The sequence below is a fragment of the Undibacterium sp. TC9W genome (assembly GCF_049339865.1).
GTDB lineage: Bacteria > Pseudomonadota > Gammaproteobacteria > Burkholderiales > Burkholderiaceae_D > Undibacterium.
In genome coordinates, this window is record NZ_JBMPPJ010000023.1 from 1 (window position 1) to 23,979 (window position 23,979).

Sequence of the window (23,979 nt, forward strand, 5' to 3'; positions counted from 1 at the left end):
AAGAAATGGACCATGCCTATACAACACTGGCGACAGGCATTGAATCGCTTTGATATAGAATTTGGGGAGCGCATCAACGCTCACCAATAGTTCCGGGAGAACTTACACAGATTTTTTTACAGGCTCCGTGATGCTTTTTGGAAGTGTCAGGTAAAAGGAAAAATACTTTGGGCATTTTCATTGGAACATGCAAACGTTCTACTAGAATTTATCCAGTCTTCCAATAGGAATTATCACGACCATACGGGATATCTAGCTTCATTATTACATCTGCCTAAACATTTTAAGTTGGCAAAAAATCGTAAATCTGCAGTAACATCAATTAAGCGATTAATTGGAAAATCGAGGGAGCCGGTCTGATATGCCTACATTTTTTAATTTTATGGGCAATTACGTATCTAATCGTATCTAGCTGAGCCAGCATCCATGCATAGAGCCCGTAGGTACGATTAGCCCCGCGTAATCGTACGTATGTTTTACGTCGGATGCCCACATTGTCATTTGATATTTTTCAAAAAGAGCCCGGCTCATTGACCTACTGAATTCAACAAAATAAGTATCACACTTTTCAAAGTATCTGAGATAAATAGCCATGCGTACGATTACGCTTGCGCTAATCGTACCTACAGGCTGATCCGGCTTACGACAGGACCATCAAGCTAGAAAAATCAGCGCTTCTCCACCTGCGGTTGATAAATAAAACAGACTGATACCTGAAGCGGCAATTAAATGTGCTTTGAATAAAATTTCAGATAAAACTCTAATCTGCTGAACTAGCCGCGAGAGCACGTTGATACAATTGAAAAAAGCGGTCACACATCCCTGCGAAAACAAGCATTTTTCGTGTTTTCTGCGGAATTTCTGTTTCACCTGGCCAATCTTCCTCCCATAAAAAGCCTGCATTTTTAAACTGAAAAGCCCACACCCCGACTTCTCTAGTCAAATTAATCTGTGAAGTATCTATTCGACGTCCGTTCCGCAAAGCATTCGCCATGACCTCTCTTATCAATTTATATTTGACGCCATCCGACGAAGTTGAACACTCGCAAAAATAACGATAACCAGCGGCCATATCGCTGTCACTGCAATTCGACGCTAGAATGAAAATTAATTCATCATCTTCTGAGGTTACTCTATCATTTGATGTTATGTCAGCGACCAAAAGCCCTATAATTCTTGGTCCTATATCCTTCGAAGCAGCAAACAATACCTTTCGATATGTTTCAAAAAAAAGTTCTGAATATTTTGGATTATTGACGATATTATTTAATGCCTCATTTAAATTTGCTGAATCATGTTTTTGCTCTCTCTCCCGCTGATACTCTTGAATCAACATTTGAAAATATGAGTTCGCTCTATGGCTAGTAAGTTTTTCATTGATTTTTTCTTTAAATGATTCAATAAAACTGGAGAGTATTTCATGAGCTACAAGCCCGCCGATTCCATCCATTTTCCCCCCTACTCTTAAAAAGTATTCACATTATTTTAAATTCAACCATAAGCGATAGACAATAGGCTTTAAATTGGATGAAAAGTCTCATGTCATTAATTCTCAAAAGAAGTTTTGACTCGTTATTTGAAACGATGTGCACTAATTCTGAAACAATGTAACACGATGCCTTCAAGCAGCATATTAGCCCGTAGATACGATTAGCTCTTAAGCTCTTCGGTTATCGCTGAATTTAGTCCGGGAATTTTTCAAAGTTCCGACAAACCACGCAAGGCCAACAACACCGCAGGCCATGCATTGCTTTGTGGATCAATCACAGCAAAATGCCCGGCGTCAGGCAACAATACCAATTGCGTTTTGGGGAAAGCCTTGCGGTAAGCTTCAGGCACAACCGGTGGCACAACTTTATCGAGGCTGCCTTGTAGCACCGTCACTGGCACTGCAGGTGCGGGTAACTGCATGGGGTCGGCGTCCGGGCGTTCAGCCGGATTCTTGCCTAGAAACTTCAACACTGCACCATCACCCAGTTTCAAATCATGGGCCATGCGCAGGTCGGCGGCTGGTGCCAGCGCAAGTACACCGGCGAGTGCGGGCGTTGCACATTTGACGGCGGCCCACAGCACCAGATGACCACCGGCAGAATGCCCGGCCAATAGGATCTTGCCGTTGTGTCGCGCCACCTGGTGTGGCAGCATTTCTATCGCGCTGGCGATGTCTTCGAGACTGGCGTCGGGATTACCAGGGATGCGGCGATATTCTGGCGTGATAACCGTCCAGCCTTCAGCGGCCAGTGCGCTGGACATCGCCTCGGTATGCTGCCTGTCGTATTCTGGCTTCCAGAAACCGCCGTGTATCAACATTACCAATGGACGCAGTGCACCGTCACTGCCATAACGTATATCGGCTACTTGGTCGGCATGACTGCCATAGATCAGGTTGTGGTCAGGTGGAGTGCCCTTGCGGGTCAGAATGGAGAGGTCTTCTGTCATAGTGGTTCCTGCAATGATTTACGTAGAACGGGAGAAGTACAATGCGCTCATTGTACCTGCCACTGGCTGTCACTCTTTGTAGGAGCGGATTTAGCCACTCCTACAAAGAATGCTACAAGCCGTCTATTTTCTTGCCCTGCGCCCCAGCACAAACGCCAGCAATATTCCCATTGCAGACAAGCCCAGAGCACCGAGGTTGCCGATGAGAATGTAAGGCGTCATGCCGGTATAGCCCTGCACGTTTGCGGCCAGCACGTCGCGGGTATTTTCGGGCAATAACTGCTCGACCACACCACCTGGCACGATGACAGCGGTGGCACCGGTATTGGTCGCGCGCAGCATCGGGCGGCCGGTTTCGAGTACGCGCATTTGTGATATCTGCAAATGCTGGGGTATCGCAAAGGAATTGCCATACCAGGCCAGGTTGGATGCGTTCAGCAAGATGCTGGCGACCGGTTGGCCTGCAGCGTGCTGGGCTGACAGTTGCGCAGCAATTTCTTCACCGAATAAATCTTCATAGCAGATATTTGGCATGACCCACTGGCCTGAGACTTTCATCGCCGGCTGTATCGGGCCAGAGGTGGAGAACTCGCCCATGGGGATGGACATCATGTTCACAAACCAGCGGAAACCCGGCGGGATGAATTCGCCAAAAGGTACGAGGTGGTGTTTGTCGTAACGGTAAGGCTGGGCATACTGGCGTGACATGCCGAGTACACTGTTTGAATATTTGTCAGCGCCATCATGCACGCCTACGCCGAGGATGACGGTGCTGGCACTGTCCTGGGCAAAGGTATTGAGGATGGGCAGATAGTCTGGCGGCAGTTGCGAAGTCAGCATGGGCAATGCTGTCTCGGGCGTGACGATGAGATCAGCCGGGGTTTGCGTGATCATGTCGTGGTACAGCGCCAGCGAGTCGTTCAGATGTTCCTGGCTGAACTTCATGTCTTGCGCGACATTGCCCTGCAACAGGCGCACCTGTATGGGCTGGCCTTGCGGCCTGGTCCAGCTGATTTGTTGCAGGCCAAAACCAGCGGCAAATACCAGCACGATCAGGGCTGGCAGCGCCATTTTTTGCTGGCGGCTGCCAGCACTGACCAATAACAGGGCAAACGCCCCGGCCAGCAGCGCATTGAGCCAGCACAGGCCGAGCACGCCGATGACAGGTGCAAATCCGGCGAGCGGGCTATGAGTGTGGGCATAGCCTGAGATAGTCCAGGGGAAACCAGTCAAAAAGCAAATGCGCAGCCACTCGGCGATGGTAAACAAAGCAGGCAAGACCAGCAGGCCGGCGACGGTGGCAGAAATCTTCCAGCGTTGTTGCAGCCAGCGTGTGCCCCAGGCGGCGGCCGCCAGGTATATGGACAACGCACCAGTCAGGAACATCAACGCCAGCAGAGACAAAACGCCTGGCAAGCCGCCAAACACCGTCATCGCATATATCAGCCAGCTGGTGCTGGCAGTCAGCCAGCCAAGGCCATAGGCCCAGGCCAGCCAGCCTGCGCGCTTGCGGCTGATGGCGGCATCGCCTTCACGCAAAACCTGGCTGAACAAGAGTGCCAGACTGAGTATCTGTACAGGCCAGAAATGAAAGGGGGCAAACGACAATACATTCAGCCCCCCTGCTACCAGTGCCAGCAGGAAGGATGAACGTACAGAAAGGGAAGACAATAAAGACCGCACAGCCTTAATCATCGGACCGCACGGTAGGTCGCTGTTCTACCATCAGCATCTGCACTTCACGCGCATCGGCGCGCAAGACTTCAAAGTACAGGTTGCCGATAGAAAATTCGTCGCCCATGTGTGGCAACTCGCCCATATAGTCGGCCACGTAAGCGCCTATGGTTTCAGCATGGTCTGAGCCCAGCGTCGTACCCAGGGTGTTATTGAACTGCTCAAGATCGGTCAGGCCCTTGATGCGCCAGCGCTTGCCATTCCCCTTGCTTTCCAGCGCCAGGATATTGTCTTCTTCTTCCTCGAAATCGTATTCATCTTCGATGTCACCGACGATTTGCTCGAGCACGTCTTCAATAGTAATCAGGCCGGAGACACCGCCATATTCATCGACCACCATGGCAATATGATTACGGTTGGCACGAAAATCGCGCAGCAGGATATTCAGGCGCTTGGATTCAGGGATATAGATGACGGGGCGCAGCATGTCGCGTACATCAAATGCATCAGACGCGTAATAGCGCAGCAAATCCTTGGCGAGCAGGATACCAACCACCTTGTCACGGTCACCATCAACGGCAGGAAAGCGGGAATGCGCTGTCTCCAGCACTTCTGGCATCCATTCTTCTATGGGGTTGGAAATGTCGATGACGTCCATTTGCGCGCGCGGCACCATGATATCGCGTGCGCACAAGTCGGATACCTGGAACACGCCTTCTATCATTGCCAGTGCATCAGCATCGATGAGGTTGCGTTCTTGCGCGTCGTGCAATACTTCGAGCAGCTCTGCGCGGTTTTCAGGTTCAGGAGAAATCAGGGCGGTCAATCGTTCAAACAATGACCTGTGGGGTTTAAGGTCAGATGGTCTGACCTTACTAGAGTGCTCTTGCATAATAGGCGTAACGCCGTTGTTTCAATCCTACAGAATACAACAAATGGGAGTGGTTTCCCAAATTTTGATATGGGCAGTTACAAAAACTACAGCAAAACATGCGCAAGCGCAGACCAAAACCCGCGAAAAACACCATTTGTCATCCCACTGTCATATTGGCGACCTGACTGTGGATCAAGTTTTAGGCACATCAGGCGGCTAACAAACTAGCTGCCGTGGTACAAAAACATCAATTAACCCAATGACAATAAAAGATTAAAAAAACAATTGCCTTTGGTTTTTCGACAACTTATGCTGGTGGCTGACAAAGTACAAGCCTAAGTAAGCACAAGCGCAACCACCATCCTCACCGGCAAAAAGCCAGGCCATACCGCAAACACCGCACTGGCGCTGGTAATTGCACTGACATTGAAATAAAAGCAGTAATAAAAGCGACAGAAGTGCCAGATGCAGTAACAGCAAATTACCAATGGAGAGTATCCATGTCAGCAATCATCCAGGCCATCTTTATCAATCCGCCCATGGCAATTGCCCGCCTGGGTGGCAGCAGTACGCCGCAAGAAGCTTTCCAGTGGATACAAAATCCTGCACCGCGCGCCAATGCAGAAACCGTCATTGCCCCGGACTGGTCACTGCGCATCTTGCCTGACAGTTCGGCGGAGCCGTATATGCCAACAGAAATCAGCCTGCGTGATGGGGAACTGATCAGGCCTGTTGCACCCTTCTTTGAAATCTGGGCAAGAATGGGCGAGCCCGGTTCGGCAGAAAGCAGCTGGACAGATGTACCGCTGACCCCAGCCCTGTTGAAGCGCTTCAAGATACCGCTTGCCAACTTGTCGCTGGAAGTGAATGCGCAAAACCACAAGGCGGCCCGGCGTGCCTCCAACCCGCTGCTACGTTTTGGCACCTATCCACCTGTGGTAGTAAGGGCAGACAATCATGCCAACACTCCTTTGCTGGCTGTCAGCCCACCCACAGCAGCCAACCCCATGATACCGACGGGGCGCAATATCCCGCTTGGCAGCATACAGTTCTTGCTCAGCAAACCCCAACCCAGCAATGGCCAGCCCTGGCTGGCAGCAGTCAATGTCGAAGTATTTCGCTTTCGCTTTAACCCGGCGCGGGGTCGCGTATATGGCCCGCCAGATACCAGCCAGGATCACCAGCCACCTACGGGTGCCCCGGCACCACCGGTACTGGAGCCTTTCAACTTCCTCAACCCTGATGCTGGCTGGCGCGGTACCACGGGCACGCAGGCATCTATCGTCAGCCCCTGGGATACCTATGATGGCGCAGATGATGGCAACGACAATGATGCCAATGACGAGCTGTCGCTGGGTGTCGTCGATGATACCTGCGAAGCCAGGGTCAAAGCCACTCTGCGCTTTCCTGGGGCGACCGGGCGAACCATCAGCAGCACCGCCAATGTCTTTGTCGCCCCACCCGATTTTGCCCCGGACCGCCGGCCTTTCCTGTCCATGGCGGATGAAATCAATGACCGCAGTGCCGACATCGCCCAGCGCAATGCCGCCATGAGCACAGCCGAGCGCGAGCGCTGGGTAGAAGACCTGTTCGAGCGCGCTTATGAAACCCTGAGCCTGCTCAACCTCGATTACTACCGTGAGCTAAGGGCCATGCGCTTGCCCGTCGGTGCACGGCGTCCCCAGCCCATCCCCGGTGACAGCATGCGCCTGCCACTCAGGGCATTTGGTGCCAGTGACCCTTTGCGTAATCCCGATTTCGCACTATCCAATGGCAATACCGATGATCCCCTGCCACTGACCAGCCATGCTCGTTCGCGCCACCGCTACCTGTCTGACTTGCAGGCCCTGCATGATTTTGTACAGTTGCACCCCACCCGGCTGAAAGAACTGATACGCCAGAGTTTTCACCTGAGATCACCAGAAACAGCCAATGCCACCAGCATGCAGATGCCGCCACTGATGCGCAACTCGAATGCCCTGCCGCTGACGCTAAGTACCTGGCAATATGATCTGCTGATGAGCTGGGTGGATGCGATTGTCCAGACCCCCGTTACCTCACCGCTGGGGCGCTCTGCCATCGTCGCCAGGAGGGCGGATGAAAGGCTGGATGAAATCCTCGCCGGCATGGACACACCCGCGCCCGGTGGCCAGCCATGAGTCTGTTACCGCTCCCGTCTGCGGCGCAAGCTCCTGGCAGTTATCGCTTCAGGTCCAGCCTGGGTCAGCATTTGCTGGTGGTACAGCACAGCCAGATTTATGACCTGCCCGAACAGGAAACTGATGCTGATATCAGCCTCGATCATGCGCTCAGCCAGATGCTGGCACGCACTCTGGATAGTGAAGTCAGCCTCGACGCACTAAACCTGCCTACTGTACAAAGCCTGTCACTGAATGTCAGTTCCAGTTGCAACCTCGGTTGCAGTTATTGCTATGCCAGCCAGGGTAATTTTGAGGGCAAGCAAAGCAAGGGCATGGGCTGGGAACAGGCGCGCAGCAGCATAGACCGCCTGCTGGCAGCAGCCGATCCACAAGCGCCACTGACCCTGGGCTTTATAGGCGGCGAGCCCTTTGTCAATCGCGCCCTGATACACCAATGCGTACACTACAGTGCAGCCTTGGCACAACAGCGGCATCTGGACTTGCGCTATTCCGTCACCACCAATGGCACCTTGTTACGACCAGAAGACCATGAGCTATTGCGGCAGTATCGCTTTGCAGTCACCGTCAGCATAGATGGCGGCAGTGTCGTCCAGAACCGCCAGCGCCCCATGCTCAATGGCAAGCGCGATTCCTATGCTGCAGTCATCGAATACTGCCAGCCCTTGCTCGCCCAACCCGGCATGTGCAAACTTGCGGCCCGCGCCACGGCCAACAGCCTCTCGCTTGACCTGGGCCAGCAGTTTGATGCCATTGCTGCACTGGGCTTTCAGGACATAGGCTTTTCACCCTTGCGCAGTGGCTCGGCACTGGCATTACAGGAGCAAGACTGGCCAGTATATGAGCAAGCCATGGTCAGCCTGGCTAGCCGTGAATTGCAACGCGCCTTGCAGGGCCAGCAGATACGCCTGAGTAATTTCGCCACTGCGTTGAAGCAATTGCATGTGGGTGCCAGCAGCCCTTACCCCTGCGGTGCAGGCGGTGGTTATTTTTCTGTTGCCAGCGATGGCGACTGGTATGCCTGCCATCGTGCGATCGGTAATCATGATTACAGGCTGGGTGACCGGCACACGCTGGATGCGCCCAAACGCCTGCATTTTTTGCAGGAACGCCACGTCCATGCCCAGACCGATTGCCACACTTGCTGGGCACGCTATCTGTGTTCTGGCGGCTGCCATCAGGAAAAAGCCAGCCGCAGCCAGGCCTCTTGCGATTACATCCGTCAGTGGCTGACTTTTTGCCTGCAGTCGTATTGTGAACTCAGTCAAGCCAGACCGGATTATTTTGCCCATTGCCTGCCAACTTCACGTGCCAGCAAACCAGCATAGCCAGGAACACAAGGAATATAAAATGAGCCTTCCCGATATCATCAAACTGGTCCCCCGCAATGCTGCCGCCCTGCGCCGTGCGCAGACTGCCGACAGCGCCATCAAACCTGTAGCTGGCAATCCCGTCTCTACCCGTCTGGAATCTGGTGTCGGCAATTGCTACCCAGGCCTGGAAGCTGATTTGCGCAATCTGGAGAGACGTTTTTTCCCCTTTCTTGAAGTCGATATCGCCGATACAGAAATACGCATCGTGGCCGTCGATAGTACTGCGGTCACGGCAGCGGCCCTACCCGATGCAGTCGCACAAAAATACCGCGACCTGGCGCTGGGCATCAGCCAGAACCAGCCCTGCATCATTAGCAGGATCAACGGTAATTTCGGGCCCTTTGGTAATCATGATCTGAACATCGCTCAACTGCGCCCACCGAGCGCAGCTAGCACTAGTACCAGCGCCAGCGTCAGCACTGCACCCCCGGACGCCTGGACCGCAATACGCCTGCTGCCAGAAAATACGGCCATCAGCCTGACGATACGGCTGGGCACCCGCAGCATCAGCCTGGAGGGCAGGCGCTCGGCCTATCTGAGTGGCACAGGCAGCCTGGCTGCCATGTTTGAACCTGGTGAGCTCACGCAATCCCTGTGCAGCCCCTGGACCCATGATTTTCGCGATTGTGGCTGTTTTTACTGGGCCAGCAATCATCCCGACATTGCCCAGCCACCGACACCAGATGCCAGTGAGCCCGGGGTACCATGGCTGGCGCCAGTGCCATGGGAAAGGCTGGACCGCAGCATAGGCAGCACACCACCCTCACCCGCCAATACAACTACCCCGGAAGAACTGGGCCATTATGCGATCAACCACCAGTGGCAAAGCCTGAACTTTGTGCTGGAAGGCCGCGAAACCATACGCCCCTACAAGCCAGGCAAGTTCACTGCCGTCCCACTGGCATCACGGGAAGAATTACAACTATACCTGCGCTATGCCGCCGGGCTGGAACTGGCAGCAATACAGGAATACCTGTCGGCGGCCTATTCGCTGCGCAGCCCGGCCAGCCTGGCAGCAGGCAGCTTGCGCAACCGGGTCACAGCCAGTTTTGCTGAACTCATGCGTATCGCCTATGGAGAAATGCGCCACCTGCGGGCTGTCAATAATGTGCTGCAAGCACTGAACGGCCCGGCCTATACACCTGCCTTGCAAGTCGCCAAAACGATACCTGATGCTGCTGGCAATCAGCGTCCGCCACATGCGCGGATACTTGACCCGCAAGCCCTGCTGGATTTCCTGGCACTGGAGCAGGCCAACAGAGGTGCTGACAAATTATATGCACGCATCTACGCCACCCTGCGCCAGCCTGGCTTTGGCAGCGATGCTGACTGCCAGAGCATACGTTACATCATGGCCGAGGGGCAGGACCATTTTGAAACCTTTGAGAACATGCAGGTATGGCTAAGAGACTTCCAGCCGGGCCAGTATCTGCACCAACCCCTGGTACAGGCACCGGCCAGCAACAGCAGCTACCAGGCACTGCAAAATGCTTACCGCAAGCTGCTGGAAAAACTGTACGCCGGTTATCAGGCGGGCATGCCGCAGGGCGCGGTGGATATCAACACTGCCCGTGGTGACATGGTGGCTGCCAGTGGTTTTGGCAGTGTTGCCAGGGCGGTCATCAATGCGGGCTTTTTGCTGTCTTTTGATACCATCAGTGATCCCCGCTTTGCCCCTGTTGCACCGCCACCCGGCTTATGAAGCATTACCGTGTTGCCGTGCTGGGCAATGGCCCGGTGGGCATACTGGCTGCCTTGCACGCAGCCAGGCAGGGTCATGGCCCGGTATTGCTACTGGCAGCCGAACCACCACCCAATGCTGACGCTGAAGGCGGCGGCTACCGTATTGAGGCTGTCCCTGTCAGCCTGCTGGCATTGCTGCTCGAATATGGTATTCACCCTCACCTGATCGGGGCCGGGCAGACGCATGCTGTGAGGCAGATACAGTGGGATAGCAAAGCCAGCATGTCCCTGCCCACCCCCAGGACCGTCCACATACACCGCCCGGCGCTGGAGCAGGCCCTGTGGCAAAAGTTATTGCAGCAACCGCGCATCCACCTGCACCTGGGCGAGCAAAGTCTGCAATTGCATGATGCCGGTGCCAATGGCCTTGATGGTGGCAATGGCAAGGATTGGCACGCCGACCTGCTGATTGATGCCAGTGGCCGCGCCGCCAGGAGCGCCAGCAACATAGACAAATCGCCGCACCCCTGGGTAGCCCGCCTGTTCACACTGGCTGGCAACACAAGGCCGTCCGGAAGTTTTCAATCTCATTTCCATTCTCACTTCAAGGTGGCAGCGCTACCCGAGGGTTATGTGTATAGCCTGGCTACGCCCGAGGTACAGAATGTGGTTTTTGTCGGGCGCGGCAAGGCAGTCAAAGGCAGCGCAGATGAATTGCAACAACTCTTGCAGAGCACTCAGACTGACTGGGTACTGCAAGGCTTGCCCACGCTGGTAGAGTTTCACAGCGACATGGCTTACCCGGTGTCGCTGCAATGGGCCACATCTGAGCGCAGCGTACTGATCGGTGATGCAGCGCTGGCGCGTGACATTCTGTCGTCCCAGGGTTTGTCCTGTGGCTTGTCAGAAGCACTGTGTGTAGCTGAGCTGGGCACGCTACAGGCCAGGGCAAATTTTCAGCAAAGGCAAACACAACAACGGCAATTGCACGCCACGGCATTGCTGAACCAGATCAGGAGCTGCCTGTATGGCATGGAGACTGCGTGGCAAGACTATGCGCAATTTATTATGCGGGCACGCACATAAACCGCCAAGACTGTCAGTTTCAACACTGTTTAAATCGCCGGGGATCAACTAGTATCAGGGCATGGAAAACAATCTCGACAACATCGATAACATAGACAACAAGGAGTCACAGTGTATCTCATCGCCAACATACTGACCGGCATCGTCGCCGCCCTGCATATCTACTTCCTGGTGCTGGAAATGTTCCTGTGGGATAAGCCCATGGGTTTGCGCACTTTCAAGAACACACCCGAGAAGGCAGAAATCACCAAGGTGCTGGCAGCCAACCAGGGTTTATACAATGGCTTTTTGGCCGCTGGCCTGGTGTGGGGTTTGCTGATGGGTGGCCACGAAGGTTTTCATGTGAAGATTTTCTTCCTGACCTGCGTCATCGTGGCTGGTGCCTATGGTGCATATTCCGTCAGCCGCCGCATCCTCTACATACAGGCGGCACCAGCCTTGCTGGCTTTAGTGCTGCTGCACTTTTAATTCAGTTTTCCGGCACATCGACGATCTCTTCCGAGTCATGGAAGCGAGTATAGTGGATGTGCTGGACCTGGTCTGAATCACGGTTGCTTTCAAAAACATCGACATAGCGATGGTTCCAGTGTATCTGGCTGCAAGGGTAATAGTGGCGTGCCCTTTGCGGCTGGTTGGTGGTGTCATCGACCCCTTCTATGCTCAGTATCAGCGAAGCCCTGCAAGCGTGCAGGGCTTCTTCATCCATGCCAAACAGCGGGCTGCTTTCATCAATGACATGGATGACCGTCCAGCCGAGGATAAAGATAGGGTGCTGCTCACGCTCCAGCTTCATGTCGATGATCTTACGAAAACTGCCCATATTGGCCGTGCTTTCATCCCGCATCAGGCGTAGTTTGGCGGTCGCCTCGCTGATGATATTCATGCGCGCATTGGCCAGGCGTATTAGCAAGACCCGCTTGCCATCCATGATGTGGCTGACAGGGTGATTCGCAAAAATAATGCTGGAGCGCGGGCGTGAAAAACGCGCAAACATGACGCCGGTAATCAGTGCGACACTCGCCATACCGACAAAAATCTCAAGCGTGGCGATGCTATGCCCATACACAGTTTGCGGGTGCATGTCGCCATAACCGACAGTCGCCAAGGTTTCTACGCTAAAGAAAAACGCCCCCAGAAAATTATTCGGATGCAAATTGCCTATGGGGTTATCGCCCAGCATGAATAGCGAGGCAAAGCATAGGTTCAAGACCAGGAACACCACACCGACGCCAGCAAAGAACACTGGCCAGCTGGAGGTCATCGCATAGTAATAAATATCTTGCCAGAACTGCGTGCGCAAACCATAGGCAACGACAGAACGGCCACCCATGCTGATGCTACGGCCATGCGGTTTGTGTTGGGTCATGTTGGGGGCTTTCTGATGAAGTCCCCTCCCTTTCAAGGGGAGGGTTAGGGTGGGGATGGGTTTCGGTTAATTAGCGATAGATTAATTTACGTCGGAAACCCATCCCCATCCCAACCATTCCACCGCGCAGCTTGCAGGCTTCTTATAAATTTGTTGCGCAAAGCATGCTTTGCGAATTCCCACAAATCTCCCCTTGAAGGGGAAGGAGTTTAAAAAACGTCACAGATACGGATTACTCAGTCCCATCCCCGCCAGTATCTCTATCTCCAGCGCCTCCATCTCCTCAGCATCATCATCCTCTTCATGATCATAACCCTGGGCATGCAGGACGCCGTGCACAATCAGATGCTGGGCATGTTCAAGCACGGTTTTCTTTTGCTCGGCTGCTTCCTTCTCCAGCACATCGGTACACAGGATGATGTCAGCCTGGGTCACCTCGGCATCTTCATCCTCGGTATAGGCAAAGGTCAGCACATTGGTGGCGTAGTCCTTGCCACGGTAATCATGGTTGAGCACCCTGCCTTCTTCAGCATCGACAAAGCGCAAGGTGATTTCTGCCGGGAAGAACAGCGCCGCCTGCACGGTCTTGCGTATCAGCGGGCGGGTCAGGATATCTTGCAGGCGCTTGTCGGCATATTGCACTGACAGCGTCAGCTTGGGTTTAATTTCGGTTTTACTTTTTGCGACCATGATGGGCAGAGCTTAAAGGAGTTGCAGGTTTCAGCAAGCCGATGGCGGCGCTGTTGGCGGTGGCATTGGCGTTGGCACTTTCATAGGCATCGACTATGCGGGCGACCAGCGGATGGCGTACCACATCGACGCTGCCAAAATGGGTAAAGCCTATGCCGCGTACACCATCGAGTACCTGGCAGGCATCGATGAGGCCACTCTTCACATTACGCTGCAAATCAACCTGGGTAGGGTCACCAGTAATTACCGCCTTGCTGCCAAAACCTATGCGCGTCAGGAACATTTTCATTTGTTCCGGCGTGGTGTTTTGCGCTTCATCGAGAATGACGAAAGCATGGTTCAAGGTGCGGCCACGCATATAAGCCAGCGGGGCAATCTCGATGACCTGTTTTTCAAACATTTTTTGCGTGCGGTCAAAGCCCAGCAAGTCATACAGGGCGTCATAAAGCGGGCGCAGATAAGGATCGACCTTTTGCGCCAGATCACCCGGCAAGAAACCCAGGCGCTCGCCTGCTTCAACCGCAGGGCGGGTCAGCACGATACGCTTGACGGCATCACGCTCCAGCGCATCCACGGCGCAGGCCACAGCGAGGTAAGTCTTGCCTGTACCAGCCGGGCCTATGCCAAAGCTGATGTCGTGTTCGAGTATGGTCTTGATGTAATGATTCTGATGCGGCGTGCGCCCGCGCAAATCGCTGCGGCGGGTTTTCAGCATAGGGCTTTCGATGTCGGCATCTTCCGGCAGTGGTGCATCCACCGCGACGACATCGGCAGGAATAACATCCTCCTGATCTTTGCCGCCCTTGCCTTTTTTGAGGCTCTTGCTGGCGCGTTGCTCTACCAGGGCCAGTTGCACTTCATCGATGGTGATGATTTTTTTCGCCAGACCATAGAAATGCTCAAGTATCTCTATCGCTTTCTCGGCATTGTGGCCGCTGACGATAAATTTTTCACCACGGCGAAATATCGTCACATCCAGTGCCGATGATATCTGCCGCAAGTTCTCATCCAAAGGCCCGCACAGATGTGCCAGGCGGGTATTGTCCAGAGGTTGAGGGATGAAGTGCGCTACCGGCACGGGTGTTTTTGCCATTATGCTGTCACTGCCTCTTCGACGAGTTCGCCACGTAAGGAATAATTATAGGATTCGGTAATGCGGGTATTCACCAGCGTACCGACCAGGTCTTTGGAACCCGCGAAATTGACGACGCGGTTATTCTCGGTGCGGCCCTGCAATTCATTCGGGTCTTTGACCGATGGGCCTTCTACCAGAATACGCTGCACCGTACCTATCATGGCATTGCTGTATTTCTTGGTATTGGCATCAATCACTGACTGCAAATGCTGCAGGCGGCGCAATTTGAGTTCTGCCGGTGTATCGTCAGCCAGATTCGCCGCTGGCGTACCAGGGCGCGGGCTGAAGATAAAGCTGAAGCTGTTATCAAAGCCAATGTCGTTGATGAGCTTCATCAGTGCATCAAAGTCTTCATCTGTCTCACCTGGGAAGCCAACGATAAAATCAGACGACACAGAAATATCCGGGCGCACCATTCGCAAACGACGCAGGACGGACTTGTATTCGATGGCGGTGTAACCACGCTTCATCGCCGACAATATACGGTCAGAGCCATGCTGGGCAGGCAGGTACAAATGATTGACCAGCTTGGGCACCTTGGCATAACAATCGATCAGGCGCTGGGTAAATTCTTTGGGGTGGCTGGTGACAAAGCGTATGCGTTCTATCTGCGGGAATTCAGCGATGTATTCGATCAGCAGAGCAAAGTCGGCAATCTCGCCATCTTCCATAACACCACGGTAGGCATTCACGTTTTGCCCCAGCAGCGAGATTTCTTTGACACCCTGTTCAGCCAGGCCAGCCACTTCTGCCAGCACGTCATCAAACGGACGCGAGACTTCTTCACCACGGGTATAAGGCACGACGCAATAACTGCAATACTTGCTGCAACCTTCCATGATGGATACATAGGCACTCGCGCCCTCAACACGCGCTGGCGGCATGTGGTCAAACTTTTCAATTTCAGGGAAACTGATATCGACTTGCGAACGGCCAGAACTACGGCGTGCATCTATCATCTGCGGCAGGCGGTGCAGAGTTTGCGGGCCAAAGACAACATCAACATAAGGCGCACGCTTGACAATCGCATCGCCTTCTTGTGATGCCACGCAACCGCCGACACCAATCAGCAGCTCTGGTTTTTTGCGCTTGAGTTCGCGCAGGCGACCGAGGTCAGAAAATACTTTTTCAGATGCTTTTTCGCGCACGCTGCAGGTGTTCAGCAAGATCACGTCAGCATCTTCGGGATTATCGGTCTTCACCATGCCGTCATTGGCATTGAGGATATCTGCCATCTTGTCCGAGTCATACTCGTTCATCTGGCAACCGAAGGTTTTGATAAATACTTTTTTTTGCATAATTTTCTACAAGCTCTACCTGCTCAAGGGACTGACATTGTCCATGCTGCCTTGCACTACTCCCCTGAGCCAGCGCTACATCACATGTTCGTATTTTTAAAAATTTGTGGCACCCATTCCTTGGCGGCGGGTAATACCTTTTTACGTTCAATCTCGGTCAATACCCAGATTTTGACAACATCACCATAATTATCTTCCAGATAATTGATGATGACGTAATTGCCGGTAATCTGCGTAGGCGAGATAAACAGGTTCTGGTCATCATAAATACGCAAACCCGGTGCCGTGTTTTTGGCTTTACCATCAATCAGTACGTCAGGATATTGCGACATATTCAATACGCCGCGCTTGGTATTCTCCGGAAAATTACGTTCATCCGGTATTTGTGCAAAACCTTGCAAACTCGTCATTGCCAGCAAGACCAGCATGAACATCATCATTACACGGCGTAAAGCCAGCAGCATAGGCATACCTCGGCACCTCTTGGTGGGGATTAAATTCAAAGGAATCAACTACTTAGGTCAAAACCTCGGGAAACCGGCAAGCCTGTAAGTTTAACACAGTCAGCGCCGCACTTCCTATTGCAGCATAGCAGCACTTGCAGCCGCAAAAAGCCAAAATGACCCAAAATCTGTGATAATGGCAAAAAAAGAACGATGGAAACTCATGCACACCCGCTCACCCCGCTCTGAAAAGCGAGAATTTGATACCCGCCATTTCCGGGATGCCCTGTCGCAATTTGCCACTGGCGTCACTGTCATCACCACCCGGCTGGCAGATGGCCAGTTCCTGGGTTTGACCGCATCCTCCTTCAACGCTGTCTCGCTGGACCCGCCCCTGATACTCTGGAGCCTGGGCACGGCCGCCAACAGCCTGCCCGTGTTCAGCGGCAATTCTCATTATGTAGTCAATATTCTGTCTGCCGAACAAGCCTGGCTGGCCGAGCAGTTTGCCAGCCGCAAGACTGACCGCTTTGCAGGTGTTGATTACACCCTGTCACGTACCGGTCACCCTATCCTGACTGGTGCCTCGGCCTGGTTTGAATGCCATAACCGCAGCCGCTATCCTGAGGGTGATCATGTCATTTTCGTCGGCGAAGTCGAGCATTGCGAATTCACCAAACAGGCACCGCTGGTGTTCCATTCCGGCCAGTTCCTGCGCCCTACCAAAGAATAGATACATCCATGATCAGTATTTTGCCTGTCGACCTGGTCGGCTACTTTGCCGCCTGTCTGACGACCACTGCCTTTGTACCCCAGGCCTGGCTGACCTGGCGGCGCAAACGGGCGGAAGGTGTCTCCCTCGGCATGTACATCATCCTCGTCCTCGGCATCACTCTGTGGCTGGTGTATGGCCTCATGCTCAGCGCCCTGCCCATCATCATCGCCAATATGATCACGCTCATGCTGGCCATGTTTATCCTCGTGATGAAACTAGTCTATAAGTAAATCAGGTAAATTTTCCAGTCCTGGCTCTAGCCAGAACTTCGCGCAGGGAAAAAGATGTGCGCTTTGAAGAAATCATCACCACCTGACAAAGACCCGCCGCCATGCATTACCGCTTTCATATCCTGCCCGGTGGCATCCCAAAGTATGCTCTCGACAAGCATGTGGAAATGGGTGGAGAATACTTTGATGTCATTGATGGCGGCTACGACCTGAAGGCAAAAGATGGCGGTACAGCACTGCGCCTGAGCACCCGCTTCTTCAACAAGTCACAACTCAAGACTTATGGTGACCTGTGGGGCAAGATGGTGCTCAACGATTTTCACCAATCCATCCTCGGCCTCATGAAAAACCGTGCGGAGCAGCGTCATCAGCAACAGCAATGACAGTTAGAACGGGCAAAAACAGCCGATTGATTGATATATTGGCGATTGCTTGAATCCAAAGCCAGGATGTGAGAAGCTTGGGCCTTGATCACGACCCGGAACCTGAGGCATCCTGCATGAATCTCTCACATATTTTATCTGCCGCCATCGTGATGGCACTGGCAAACAGCGCATCAGCACAAGTGCAAAGATGCGTTGATAGTGACGGCCGTGTGACTTTTACCGACAATGTCTGTCCCAAGTCCAGCGTCAAGGAAAAGTCGGTCAAGGCCAATCAAAAATATGTAGGCTCAGAAAAAGTACAGGAAACCAACTGGGCAGCACAGAATGAAGCCTTTAACAAGCGCCATGCTGAGCGTGAAAGACGGGCAGACAATGAAAGACTGATCCATAACTTCATTACGACACCACTGCCACCTGGCGTGAAGTACCAAAGACTCACCACCTATTCTGACCGTCCATCGAAACTTGACAACAGATAGACCAGGATGTGCCGAGGCTAGAACCTGCAAAATCAATTATGCTAAAAAAGTCCCAGCCAACAGTCCGGGACTTTTCTAGCGTCCCTGGGCTAAGGCTTGGTAGCAGTTTTCGTCACTGGCTTTACAACCGACTCAACACCCCTTGCACCATGCATGTCAGTATCGACCTTACCATCCTGCAAGTCAGTTAGTGCCTGCTTCATGACTTTGCGTGGCTTAGTGCTGTCATCGGTCGTTTGATCACGCTCGTGTGGCAGCAAGGCTTCATTGTCTTTGACCTTTGCGGCCTTATCAGAGCCATCAGCAATCTGATATGTAGCTTCATCAGCATTATTCTGCTTGCGATTTTTATTGTCCAGATTCACTTGTTTAGAGTTCACGGCCAGTCACTTCCTGATCAGCCGCCTGCTGCTCAACTGTAGGAGTGCTGGTTGAACCAGCGACTGCGGCAGCCACCGAATTCGTTGATGGCAAACCGCCAGGGATAAGATTCGGTGGCACACGCGGATCAAAATCTGTCCAGTCACCTTTGCTGATGGTGCCTTCGCCCAGCTCAATCTGGTCTGCCCCCAGGTCTGTCAAGAGCTTGATGACATGCTGCTCGGTCTCAGGTTCGTTGACGCTCACTGCTACCATCATGCCGGAGCGTCGCACGGATGCAGCATTTTCAGCGTCATCATCTGTGGTCTCACCCTTGTCTTTCATTTGCGACAAGCTGCCTATCAGCGCGCCCACATGTGCGCCAACCAGCGCACCCAATGCCGTACTCACAGGCCCTGTCACAGGCGCACCGATCAAACCTACCGCAGCACCAACCGCCCCACCCGCAGCAGCACCACTGACAGCGCCATTGCCCGCCTTGCTTGCACCTGGAGACTCATCCCGGTCACCACCAAGTGGATACATATCATGCTGCCCCGGCGGGTTAAGATAAAAAGAGCTGATTTGTCCTGGGGCAAAGCCCAGTACCATCAGTTGATGGATAGCCTGCTGTACCTGGTCCTGTTGCTGCAGCCTTCCGGCAATAATATGTGTCATGATGCTCTCCATCCTGGTTGCAAAACCCGCATTGGTCTGTGAGCCTATGAGGGTGCTTATTAGCAAGATAGGCGCATTCCGTAGAATCATCTGTACGCTGGCGCACCCAGCCTTACAGACATGAAATCCTTGCTTCTTGTTCCTTGCTTCTTGTTTTTGTTTCTTCAAGCAGGACTCAACTACCGCCAAACCACCAAGGTGAAATTGAGGTATGCTCACCTGGCACGTAACGCCATTTTCTCTTTGCAGGTGGTGCAAGCAAATTGAAGCACGCAATTAATAAATCCAGTCGTTGCTGTATCAGCATGCCTTATTAATACAATGAAAGATCAGATACATTACCAACGCGTTCCACAGGTGCCGGGACTGGTCCTGAGTGCTAGCCGGATTTCGGAATTTCACTTCGACCGCCATTATCATCTCGACTACCACATCGGCCTGGTGACGGAAGGCGTGCAACGCCAGGAATTCCGGGGGAACTCGGTGCTGGTGGGCGACGGTTGCATCGTCCTGATGCCACCGGGCGAAATCCATGATGGCATGGCAGAGGATGGTGATGCCTATACACTCAAGACCTTTCGCCTGCCATTTGACCTTGTGAACCAGGTCACAGAAGAACTCTCCGGAACAAACCGTGAACCGGCTCTGATGGGAACGATGCTGGAAGACCCCGTACAGGCCGCCCATCTACTGCGTCTGCATGACACCATGTATGCGGATAAAGATGCGTCTCCTCTGGCGATACAGTCGGACTGGCTGTCCCTGCTGGATTTTATCTTCACGCAATCAAAAACCATACGGCCCCAGAACATCAAAGGTGCTCTCGCCCCCTGGCAATACCGGCGCATCAAGGAGTACTGCGTGGCGCATCTATCAAAAAAAATAAGCCTGGATGAGTTGGCGGGCATTTGTGGCCTCGGCCCATTCCATTTTTTGCGTCAATTCAAGAACAGCATAGGCATGACACCCCACGCCTGGCTGGTCAGGCTGCGACTTGAGTACGCCTGTTCATTACTGGGAAAAAATCCGCAGACCATCGCCGATGTGGCACAACTGGTGGGCTTTTATGATCAAAGCCATTTTAACCGCGCTTTCAGACAGGCCTACGGGGTCGCACCGTCCTCATACTAGAACTCATTTCATAAATAGGATGAGTGCGAACAAGACGATTTGGGATGCAGTGCAAGGCGTGGTCCGCTGCTAAGGCTCCTGCCTTAGCGAGGGCCACAACGCCGCAATGCGCCCAAATCGTCAGTTCCCGGAGGGTTTACCTCATAGCGCGTGCTGGACAGCGTTGGACTCGTTATCAATAGGCAAAGCTATTGACTGCCTCGTCCGCCTTGCCAGCCCACGTTATGAGGCAAACGCATCTCACCCTATTTATGAAATGAGTTCTAATAGTCAATTTTTTACAATCCACAGCGCCAGTCCTGCTCTTATCATACCCCCCAATTGGAGCATGCTCCAGGCAAAAACAGGATTTTCATGCCCACCACCAAGGAGAATTTGCATGACGACAGAGCGCCATTATTTCAAGAGCGATGAGCTCAGCATGCACACGGAAGTACAACTGTGCACGCCAACACAGGAGGGCGAATATGAGATCATTCTGGCAGCCACCCTGTTTCATCCGCAAGGTGGCGGGCAACCTTCCGATGTAGGCAGCATTGCCGGGGTCAAGGTCAAACGGGTGTTTCAAAATGGTGAACAGATTGTTCATCTTACCGGGCATCCTGTCGCCGTCGGCAGCGCATTGATTGAAGTTTGTCCAGAAACTCGCAGGCTGCATACCCAGCTCCATTCAGCAGGCCACCTGATAGGCTGCTATGGAGAACTGGCTGGATGGCGGCCCGTCAAGGCACATCACTGGCCAGGCGAAGCCAGGGTAGTCTTTGAAAATGATGGTGCCACCACCGCCTTGCCCGCAGACGAACTGGCGCAACAAATCCAGTCCTGGATAGTAACAGACCTGCCACGCCACACCAGCCTGCAAGCAGGGCAACGACAGATTGGCTTTGGCCACTTGCCTGCCCACCCCTGTGGAGGTACGCATGTGCTGTCCACTGGCCAAATCGGCCAGGTCAACATTACCAGGATCAAGGAAAAAAAAGGGCAAGTATCAGTACACTATGAGCTTGCCCCGGCATGATCTTCCAGTAATTTTTTATAAAATTCGCTGCAAACAGCCGTGCGGCTTCACCAGGGACTCCCCCTGTGGCCGCATGATGCCTACCGCGCACTATATCGCACGGACAATCTTTGCCAGCCGCTTCACTTTCTAGGTGATGTCTTTGGCATTGACGTGTGCATATCCCTGCACCATATTTTTCTTGCCATCAATAAAATCAAGTATTCAGCAATGGTTTTATTGCCGCACAAAATGCATTTTTGGATTTTTCTGCTGCATCAATCAGGTAACAACCTAACGCTGTGTTTTGGTCTGGCAGGCAATTCAACGGCGAGAAATCATGACAGAAGTCTTCTATCGTCAAAATCATGTAGTTACTATAACCATCAATAAGATCGACTAGCTCAGCTTCGAACTCTGATAAAGATATTTTCCCCTCCTGAACACCCAGATACAAAAAACCCAGAAAAAGCGACACATAGCGCTCGTCAAAAACAACATGCTGCTCTCTCATTTGTTCCAGTAAAATATCCTGCGCCTCATCTGCAGTTTGGCACACAGCCAGTTCAGTGAGCCAAAATTCTGGCATCACTTCAAGCTCACTTGCCACGCCTGCCGCGCTTGCGAGATTGTTGATCTCTGCAACGGAGAGATACTTTGACTCGACAAGAGAAAAAATCAGCAACAAAAAATTCTTATTTTTATCTTCATCCATAACATCAAAGCTTCACCCGATCCGACAGCTCCTGCACCGACACTTTCCATTCATTCGACAGCTTGGAATCTTCCCAAAGTTCCTTGAGTTCAGATTCATCCCCCAGGATTCTGGCAATCACCTGATGGGCTTTCTCGACCAGCTCCTTGCCCGGCACCAGCTTTGTTTTTCTGACCCATTTATCGACGCTTTCACTGTACGCATTGCGCATGCCCCAGTTGCCCTGCAACCTGGCAATCACTTCGATAGCGGCAATTGCCTCTTCTGCATCAGAAGCATCAATATAGCCATCGCCTTCCTGCAATATCTTGTAAAGCGTTTCTTCTACCAGTGACAGATCATTACAGTCTTCAATGGCATAAGCCCAGTCACATGCAGTATCGTTTCCAAAAGAATCGGCAGCCCAGGCACCCATATAAGTTCTCCTAAATTTGAAATATTCGCTGGAAGGCAAAACTACCCTCCTGTTAAAAAAAATCCGGTTGCGCCAAGGTGGATCAAGACATCAAACTTCATCCGCCTTACGCACATACACCCCTATCAAGCCCAGCACACCCAAAAACACGCAGAGCAAATGCAGGTAGATCAAAGGGAAGATTTCATACAAGACATTTTCATCACTGTAAGGATGCAAGGGCCGTATGTCTGCATGCATGATGCTGTCGAATACCACATGGGACAAGGCACCAAGCAAGGCGCCCATGCTAACCTGCAGCAGCGTCAGTTGCTGCCAGTGATTAAAATTGGGCAGATAAAATCGTCGCGCGCACCAGCGTGCCAGCAGGAAAAGCAAAACCGTAAAACCCGCCATCAAAGGTGCGCCAAGATAGGTATGGAAGAAGGCATGCACAGGGAAGCGCGCATGCATGAGGTTATACACAGACTCCACATCAATGAACACATTCACGGCAGCGAAAGACAAAAAGCTGACGTGGCGCGGCGCTGCCGCTTTGAGGGCAGCACCGAGACCAAAATGAAATGGAGTAACCGGCATGAAAGATGTACGCTCCTGCGCAAAGATAATCAAGCAGCAGCATACGATGACCAGGGGGGATGGTCAACCAGACAATATCAGGCGCGATCAGGCACGATCAGGCGATAAAGCCAATATTGCGCAGACTCGCAAAAACCAGCTCAGTAATCGATGCCACGCCCGGTTTCCAGCAGTGATTTGAGGCTGGACAATACCAGCGGCCAGCCAAAGCTGATGCCGCGATGCACTTCAGGGCTGAGCTCTTCATGCGTCACCGTCAGGCGCACCAGTTCACCCGACTTGGGATCACCCTTGTCAATATCGATCGCCAGCTTTGAATGTTTGGCCGGGTCTGCCGCATTCGCTGGCCCCACCCAGGTCAGTGCCAGACGCTTGCCGGGTATGCATTCAAGCACCGTGCCCACATGCTCTACCGTGCCCTTGCCATCATCCTTAATATGCTGCCAGCTTGAACCTGGTGTCCAGTCTGAGACGATTTCGCTTTTCCAGAATTGCCGGGTCAGCTCACCGTCCATCAAGGCTTGCCAGACTTTCTCGGTTGTCGTGGCGATATAGCTCACATAGACAAACTTCTCTTGGTTCATGATCACTTCCTTTCCAGTTTGGTTTTGAGGTCGTGCATGGCCTCAAGATGGGGTCGTTCAAATTTACGTATCCAGCGCTCATAAATCTCATGGATAGGTATAGGGTTGAAGTAATGCAGCTTCTCCCTCCCCTGACGCTCGACAGAAATCAGATTGGCCTCTTCGAGCAAACCCAGATGCTGGGTCACCGACTGCCGCGCCATATTCAGCTCATTGCATAGCTCGCCCAATGTCTGCCCATTTTTGGCATGCAAGCTGTCGAGCAATTTGCGACGACTGGGGTCAGCCAGTGCCTTGAAGACTTTGTCTATTTCTGTCATTGATGTATAGCATCTGAAAATTTAAACGGGCTTCATGTACAGGACATGTATGGCTGAAACACAATAATATGCAGGCAAACACCTGCATTTCCAATTATAGGCAGGCAAAT

27 protein-coding genes are annotated in these 23,979 nt (G+C 52.6%); 11 read left to right on the forward strand and 16 right to left on the reverse strand.

Translation table 11 applies throughout. The annotated features are described in order from the left end of the window. Positions 1–760: 760 nt before the first annotated feature. From ACO0LN_RS24425 to ACO0LN_RS24440, 4 genes are all read right to left on the reverse strand, one after another. Entirely contained in the window at positions 761–1,450 is a 690-nt protein-coding gene (locus ACO0LN_RS24425; protein WP_422978360.1) for a hypothetical protein, read from the reverse strand. Between the two features lie 248 nt (positions 1,451–1,698). Then, positions 1,699–2,439, reverse strand: a complete 741-nt coding sequence (locus ACO0LN_RS24430) for an alpha/beta hydrolase (RefSeq protein ID WP_422978362.1) — start codon at positions 2,437–2,439, stop codon at positions 1,699–1,701. Positions 2,440–2,562: 123 nt separating this feature from the next. Continuing rightward, positions 2,563–4,110: an apolipoprotein N-acyltransferase gene (lnt, locus tag ACO0LN_RS24435; protein ID WP_422978364.1), complete on the reverse strand. Its 1,548-nt coding sequence runs from the start codon at positions 4,108–4,110 to the stop codon at positions 2,563–2,565. A 16-nt stretch (positions 4,111–4,126) separates the two neighbouring features. Next, on the reverse strand, positions 4,127–5,005 hold the full coding sequence (locus tag ACO0LN_RS24440) for an HlyC/CorC family transporter (RefSeq protein ID WP_162059935.1): 879 nt from the start codon (positions 5,003–5,005) through the stop codon (positions 4,127–4,129). A gap of 482 nt (positions 5,006–5,487) precedes the next feature. On the opposite strand from ACO0LN_RS24440, the gene ACO0LN_RS24445 reads away from it, so the two are divergent. The 5 genes from ACO0LN_RS24445 to ACO0LN_RS24465 all read left to right on the forward strand — a co-directional run bounded on the left by ACO0LN_RS24445 (position 5,488) and on the right by ACO0LN_RS24465 (position 11,756). Continuing rightward, entirely contained in the window at positions 5,488–7,146 is a 1,659-nt protein-coding gene (locus ACO0LN_RS24445) for a hypothetical protein (RefSeq protein WP_422978366.1), read from the forward strand. Beyond that, a complete protein-coding gene (locus ACO0LN_RS24450; RefSeq protein ID WP_422978368.1) occupies positions 7,143–8,474 on the forward strand; it encodes a radical SAM protein in 1,332 nt (443 codons plus the stop codon). Before ACO0LN_RS24445 ends, ACO0LN_RS24450 begins: the two co-directional genes overlap by 4 nt. A gap of 22 nt (positions 8,475–8,496) precedes the next feature. Next, the gene (locus ACO0LN_RS24455; protein ID WP_422978370.1) at positions 8,497–10,221 is read left to right on the forward strand and encodes a ferritin-like domain-containing protein; all 1,725 of its coding nucleotides are present in this window, start codon (positions 8,497–8,499) and stop codon (positions 10,219–10,221) included. Then, on the forward strand, positions 10,218–11,288 hold the full coding sequence (locus tag ACO0LN_RS24460; RefSeq protein ID WP_422978372.1) for an FAD-dependent oxidoreductase: 1,071 nt from the start codon (positions 10,218–10,220) through the stop codon (positions 11,286–11,288). The genes ACO0LN_RS24455 and ACO0LN_RS24460 overlap by 4 nt, the downstream gene beginning before the upstream one ends. 111 nt (positions 11,289–11,399) lie before the next feature. Next, positions 11,400–11,756, forward strand: coding sequence for a DUF1304 domain-containing protein (locus ACO0LN_RS24465; protein WP_422953991.1), 357 nt, complete (start codon positions 11,400–11,402; stop codon positions 11,754–11,756). A gap of 1 nt (position 11,757) precedes the next feature. Here ACO0LN_RS24465 and ACO0LN_RS24470 read toward each other — a convergent pair whose 3' ends face one another. The 5 genes from ACO0LN_RS24470 to ACO0LN_RS24490 all read right to left on the reverse strand — a co-directional run bounded on the left by ACO0LN_RS24470 (position 11,758) and on the right by ACO0LN_RS24490 (position 16,247). Next, positions 11,758–12,654, reverse strand: coding sequence for an ion channel (locus ACO0LN_RS24470; protein ID WP_422978374.1), 897 nt, complete (start codon positions 12,652–12,654; stop codon positions 11,758–11,760). Between the two features lie 219 nt (positions 12,655–12,873). Then, positions 12,874–13,344, reverse strand: a complete 471-nt coding sequence (gene ybeY, locus ACO0LN_RS24475; RefSeq protein WP_422978376.1) for an rRNA maturation RNase YbeY — start codon at positions 13,342–13,344, stop codon at positions 12,874–12,876. After that, entirely contained in the window at positions 13,328–14,440 is a 1,113-nt protein-coding gene (locus ACO0LN_RS24480; RefSeq protein ID WP_422978519.1) for a PhoH family protein, read from the reverse strand. Before ACO0LN_RS24480 ends, ybeY begins: the two co-directional genes overlap by 17 nt. Continuing rightward, positions 14,437–15,777 (reverse strand): tRNA (N6-isopentenyl adenosine(37)-C2)-methylthiotransferase MiaB, encoded by a 1,341-nt coding sequence (miaB, locus tag ACO0LN_RS24485; protein ID WP_422978378.1) that lies wholly within the window; start codon positions 15,775–15,777, stop codon positions 14,437–14,439. Before miaB ends, ACO0LN_RS24480 begins: the two co-directional genes overlap by 4 nt. Positions 15,778–15,857: 80 nt before the next feature. Next, positions 15,858–16,247 (reverse strand): hypothetical protein, encoded by a 390-nt coding sequence (locus ACO0LN_RS24490; protein ID WP_422978380.1) that lies wholly within the window; start codon positions 16,245–16,247, stop codon positions 15,858–15,860. 196 nt (positions 16,248–16,443) lie between these two features. Between ACO0LN_RS24490 and ACO0LN_RS24495 the strand changes: the two genes are divergently transcribed. The 4 genes from ACO0LN_RS24495 (at position 16,444) to ACO0LN_RS24510 (ending at position 18,090) form a co-directional block, all read left to right on the forward strand. Then, positions 16,444–16,953 carry a flavin reductase family protein gene (locus ACO0LN_RS24495; RefSeq protein WP_422978382.1) on the forward strand — a complete coding sequence of 170 codons (510 nt, stop codon included), beginning with the start codon at positions 16,444–16,446 and terminating at the stop codon, positions 16,951–16,953. 8 nt (positions 16,954–16,961) lie between these two features. Further along, the gene (locus ACO0LN_RS24500; protein WP_422978384.1) at positions 16,962–17,225 is read left to right on the forward strand and encodes a SemiSWEET transporter; all 264 of its coding nucleotides are present in this window, start codon (positions 16,962–16,964) and stop codon (positions 17,223–17,225) included. Positions 17,226–17,326: 101 nt separating this feature from the next. Continuing rightward, positions 17,327–17,608: a hypothetical protein gene (locus ACO0LN_RS24505; RefSeq protein WP_422978386.1), complete on the forward strand. Its 282-nt coding sequence runs from the start codon at positions 17,327–17,329 to the stop codon at positions 17,606–17,608. 116 nt (positions 17,609–17,724) lie between these two features. After that, positions 17,725–18,090, forward strand: a complete 366-nt coding sequence (locus ACO0LN_RS24510; protein ID WP_422978388.1) for a DUF4124 domain-containing protein — start codon at positions 17,725–17,727, stop codon at positions 18,088–18,090. A gap of 89 nt (positions 18,091–18,179) precedes the next feature. On the opposite strand, the gene ACO0LN_RS24515 is transcribed toward ACO0LN_RS24510, so the two are convergent. Both ACO0LN_RS24515 and ACO0LN_RS24520 read right to left on the reverse strand, forming a co-directional pair. Then, complete coding sequence (locus ACO0LN_RS24515) at positions 18,180–18,470, reverse strand: hypothetical protein (RefSeq protein ID WP_422978389.1); 291 nt, start codon at positions 18,468–18,470, stop codon at positions 18,180–18,182. Further along, a complete protein-coding gene (locus ACO0LN_RS24520; protein ID WP_422978391.1) occupies positions 18,460–19,128 on the reverse strand; it encodes a hypothetical protein in 669 nt (222 codons plus the stop codon). The genes ACO0LN_RS24515 and ACO0LN_RS24520 overlap by 11 nt, the downstream gene beginning before the upstream one ends. A 321-nt stretch (positions 19,129–19,449) precedes the next feature. Between ACO0LN_RS24520 and ACO0LN_RS24525 the strand changes: the two genes are divergently transcribed. Next, positions 19,450–20,259, forward strand: coding sequence for an AraC family transcriptional regulator (locus ACO0LN_RS24525; protein ID WP_422978392.1), 810 nt, complete (start codon positions 19,450–19,452; stop codon positions 20,257–20,259). A 379-nt stretch (positions 20,260–20,638) separates the two neighbouring features. After that, positions 20,639–21,277, forward strand: a complete 639-nt coding sequence (locus tag ACO0LN_RS24530) for an alanyl-tRNA editing protein (protein WP_422978394.1) — start codon at positions 20,639–20,641, stop codon at positions 21,275–21,277. 196 nt (positions 21,278–21,473) lie between these two features. Here the strand turns inward: ACO0LN_RS24530 and ACO0LN_RS24535 are convergent, their stop codons facing one another. The 5 genes from ACO0LN_RS24535 to ACO0LN_RS24555 form a co-directional block, all read right to left on the reverse strand. Continuing rightward, the gene (locus ACO0LN_RS24535) at positions 21,474–21,971 is read right to left on the reverse strand and encodes a hypothetical protein (RefSeq protein ID WP_422978396.1); all 498 of its coding nucleotides are present in this window, start codon (positions 21,969–21,971) and stop codon (positions 21,474–21,476) included. Between the two features lie 4 nt (positions 21,972–21,975). Then, complete coding sequence (locus ACO0LN_RS24540; RefSeq protein WP_422978398.1) at positions 21,976–22,386, reverse strand: DUF4259 domain-containing protein; 411 nt, start codon at positions 22,384–22,386, stop codon at positions 21,976–21,978. Between the two features lie 90 nt (positions 22,387–22,476). After that, entirely contained in the window at positions 22,477–22,965 is a 489-nt protein-coding gene (locus ACO0LN_RS24545) for a hypothetical protein (RefSeq protein WP_422978400.1), read from the reverse strand. Positions 22,966–23,105: 140 nt separating this feature from the next. Then, positions 23,106–23,549 (reverse strand): SRPBCC domain-containing protein, encoded by a 444-nt coding sequence (locus ACO0LN_RS24550; protein ID WP_422978402.1) that lies wholly within the window; start codon positions 23,547–23,549, stop codon positions 23,106–23,108. Between the two features lie 2 nt (positions 23,550–23,551). Further along, the gene (locus ACO0LN_RS24555) at positions 23,552–23,869 is read right to left on the reverse strand and encodes an ArsR/SmtB family transcription factor (protein ID WP_422978404.1); all 318 of its coding nucleotides are present in this window, start codon (positions 23,867–23,869) and stop codon (positions 23,552–23,554) included. Positions 23,870–23,979 lie beyond the last annotated feature (110 nt).

What these genes read in the sequence shown, in the direction of transcription:
- ACO0LN_RS24425 (WP_422978360.1), bottom strand. Translation starts at nt 1,450, where the DNA reads ATGGATGGAATCGGCGGGCTTGTAGCTCATGAAATACTCTCCAGTTTT.
- ACO0LN_RS24430 (WP_422978362.1), bottom strand. Translation starts at nt 2,439, where the DNA reads ATGACAGAAGACCTCTCCATTCTGACCCGCAAGGGCACTCCACCTGAC.
- ACO0LN_RS24440 (WP_162059935.1), bottom strand. Translation starts at nt 5,005, where the DNA reads ATGCAAGAGCACTCTAGTAAGGTCAGACCATCTGACCTTAAACCCCAC.
- ACO0LN_RS24445 (WP_422978366.1), top strand. Translation starts at nt 5,488, where the DNA reads ATGTCAGCAATCATCCAGGCCATCTTTATCAATCCGCCCATGGCAATT.
- ACO0LN_RS24450 (WP_422978368.1), top strand. Translation starts at nt 7,143, where the DNA reads ATGAGTCTGTTACCGCTCCCGTCTGCGGCGCAAGCTCCTGGCAGTTAT.
- ACO0LN_RS24455 (WP_422978370.1), top strand. Translation starts at nt 8,497, where the DNA reads ATGAGCCTTCCCGATATCATCAAACTGGTCCCCCGCAATGCTGCCGCC.
- ACO0LN_RS24460 (WP_422978372.1), top strand. Translation starts at nt 10,218, where the DNA reads ATGAAGCATTACCGTGTTGCCGTGCTGGGCAATGGCCCGGTGGGCATA.
- ACO0LN_RS24470 (WP_422978374.1), bottom strand. Translation starts at nt 12,654, where the DNA reads ATGACCCAACACAAACCGCATGGCCGTAGCATCAGCATGGGTGGCCGT.
- ybeY (WP_422978376.1), bottom strand. Translation starts at nt 13,344, where the DNA reads ATGGTCGCAAAAAGTAAAACCGAAATTAAACCCAAGCTGACGCTGTCA.
- miaB (WP_422978378.1), bottom strand. Translation starts at nt 15,777, where the DNA reads ATGCAAAAAAAAGTATTTATCAAAACCTTCGGTTGCCAGATGAACGAG.
- ACO0LN_RS24490 (WP_422978380.1), bottom strand. Translation starts at nt 16,247, where the DNA reads ATGCCTATGCTGCTGGCTTTACGCCGTGTAATGATGATGTTCATGCTG.
- ACO0LN_RS24495 (WP_422978382.1), top strand. Translation starts at nt 16,444, where the DNA reads ATGCACACCCGCTCACCCCGCTCTGAAAAGCGAGAATTTGATACCCGC.
- ACO0LN_RS24500 (WP_422978384.1), top strand. Translation starts at nt 16,962, where the DNA reads ATGATCAGTATTTTGCCTGTCGACCTGGTCGGCTACTTTGCCGCCTGT.
- ACO0LN_RS24505 (WP_422978386.1), top strand. Translation starts at nt 17,327, where the DNA reads ATGCATTACCGCTTTCATATCCTGCCCGGTGGCATCCCAAAGTATGCT.
- ACO0LN_RS24510 (WP_422978388.1), top strand. Translation starts at nt 17,725, where the DNA reads ATGAATCTCTCACATATTTTATCTGCCGCCATCGTGATGGCACTGGCA.
- ACO0LN_RS24520 (WP_422978391.1), bottom strand. Translation starts at nt 19,128, where the DNA reads ATGACACATATTATTGCCGGAAGGCTGCAGCAACAGGACCAGGTACAG.
- ACO0LN_RS24525 (WP_422978392.1), top strand. Translation starts at nt 19,450, where the DNA reads ATGAAAGATCAGATACATTACCAACGCGTTCCACAGGTGCCGGGACTG.
- ACO0LN_RS24530 (WP_422978394.1), top strand. Translation starts at nt 20,639, where the DNA reads ATGACGACAGAGCGCCATTATTTCAAGAGCGATGAGCTCAGCATGCAC.
- ACO0LN_RS24535 (WP_422978396.1), bottom strand. Translation starts at nt 21,971, where the DNA reads ATGGATGAAGATAAAAATAAGAATTTTTTGTTGCTGATTTTTTCTCTT.
- ACO0LN_RS24540 (WP_422978398.1), bottom strand. Translation starts at nt 22,386, where the DNA reads ATGGGTGCCTGGGCTGCCGATTCTTTTGGAAACGATACTGCATGTGAC.
- ACO0LN_RS24545 (WP_422978400.1), bottom strand. Translation starts at nt 22,965, where the DNA reads ATGCCGGTTACTCCATTTCATTTTGGTCTCGGTGCTGCCCTCAAAGCG.
- ACO0LN_RS24550 (WP_422978402.1), bottom strand. Translation starts at nt 23,549, where the DNA reads ATGAACCAAGAGAAGTTTGTCTATGTGAGCTATATCGCCACGACAACC.
- ACO0LN_RS24555 (WP_422978404.1), bottom strand. Translation starts at nt 23,869, where the DNA reads ATGACAGAAATAGACAAAGTCTTCAAGGCACTGGCTGACCCCAGTCGT.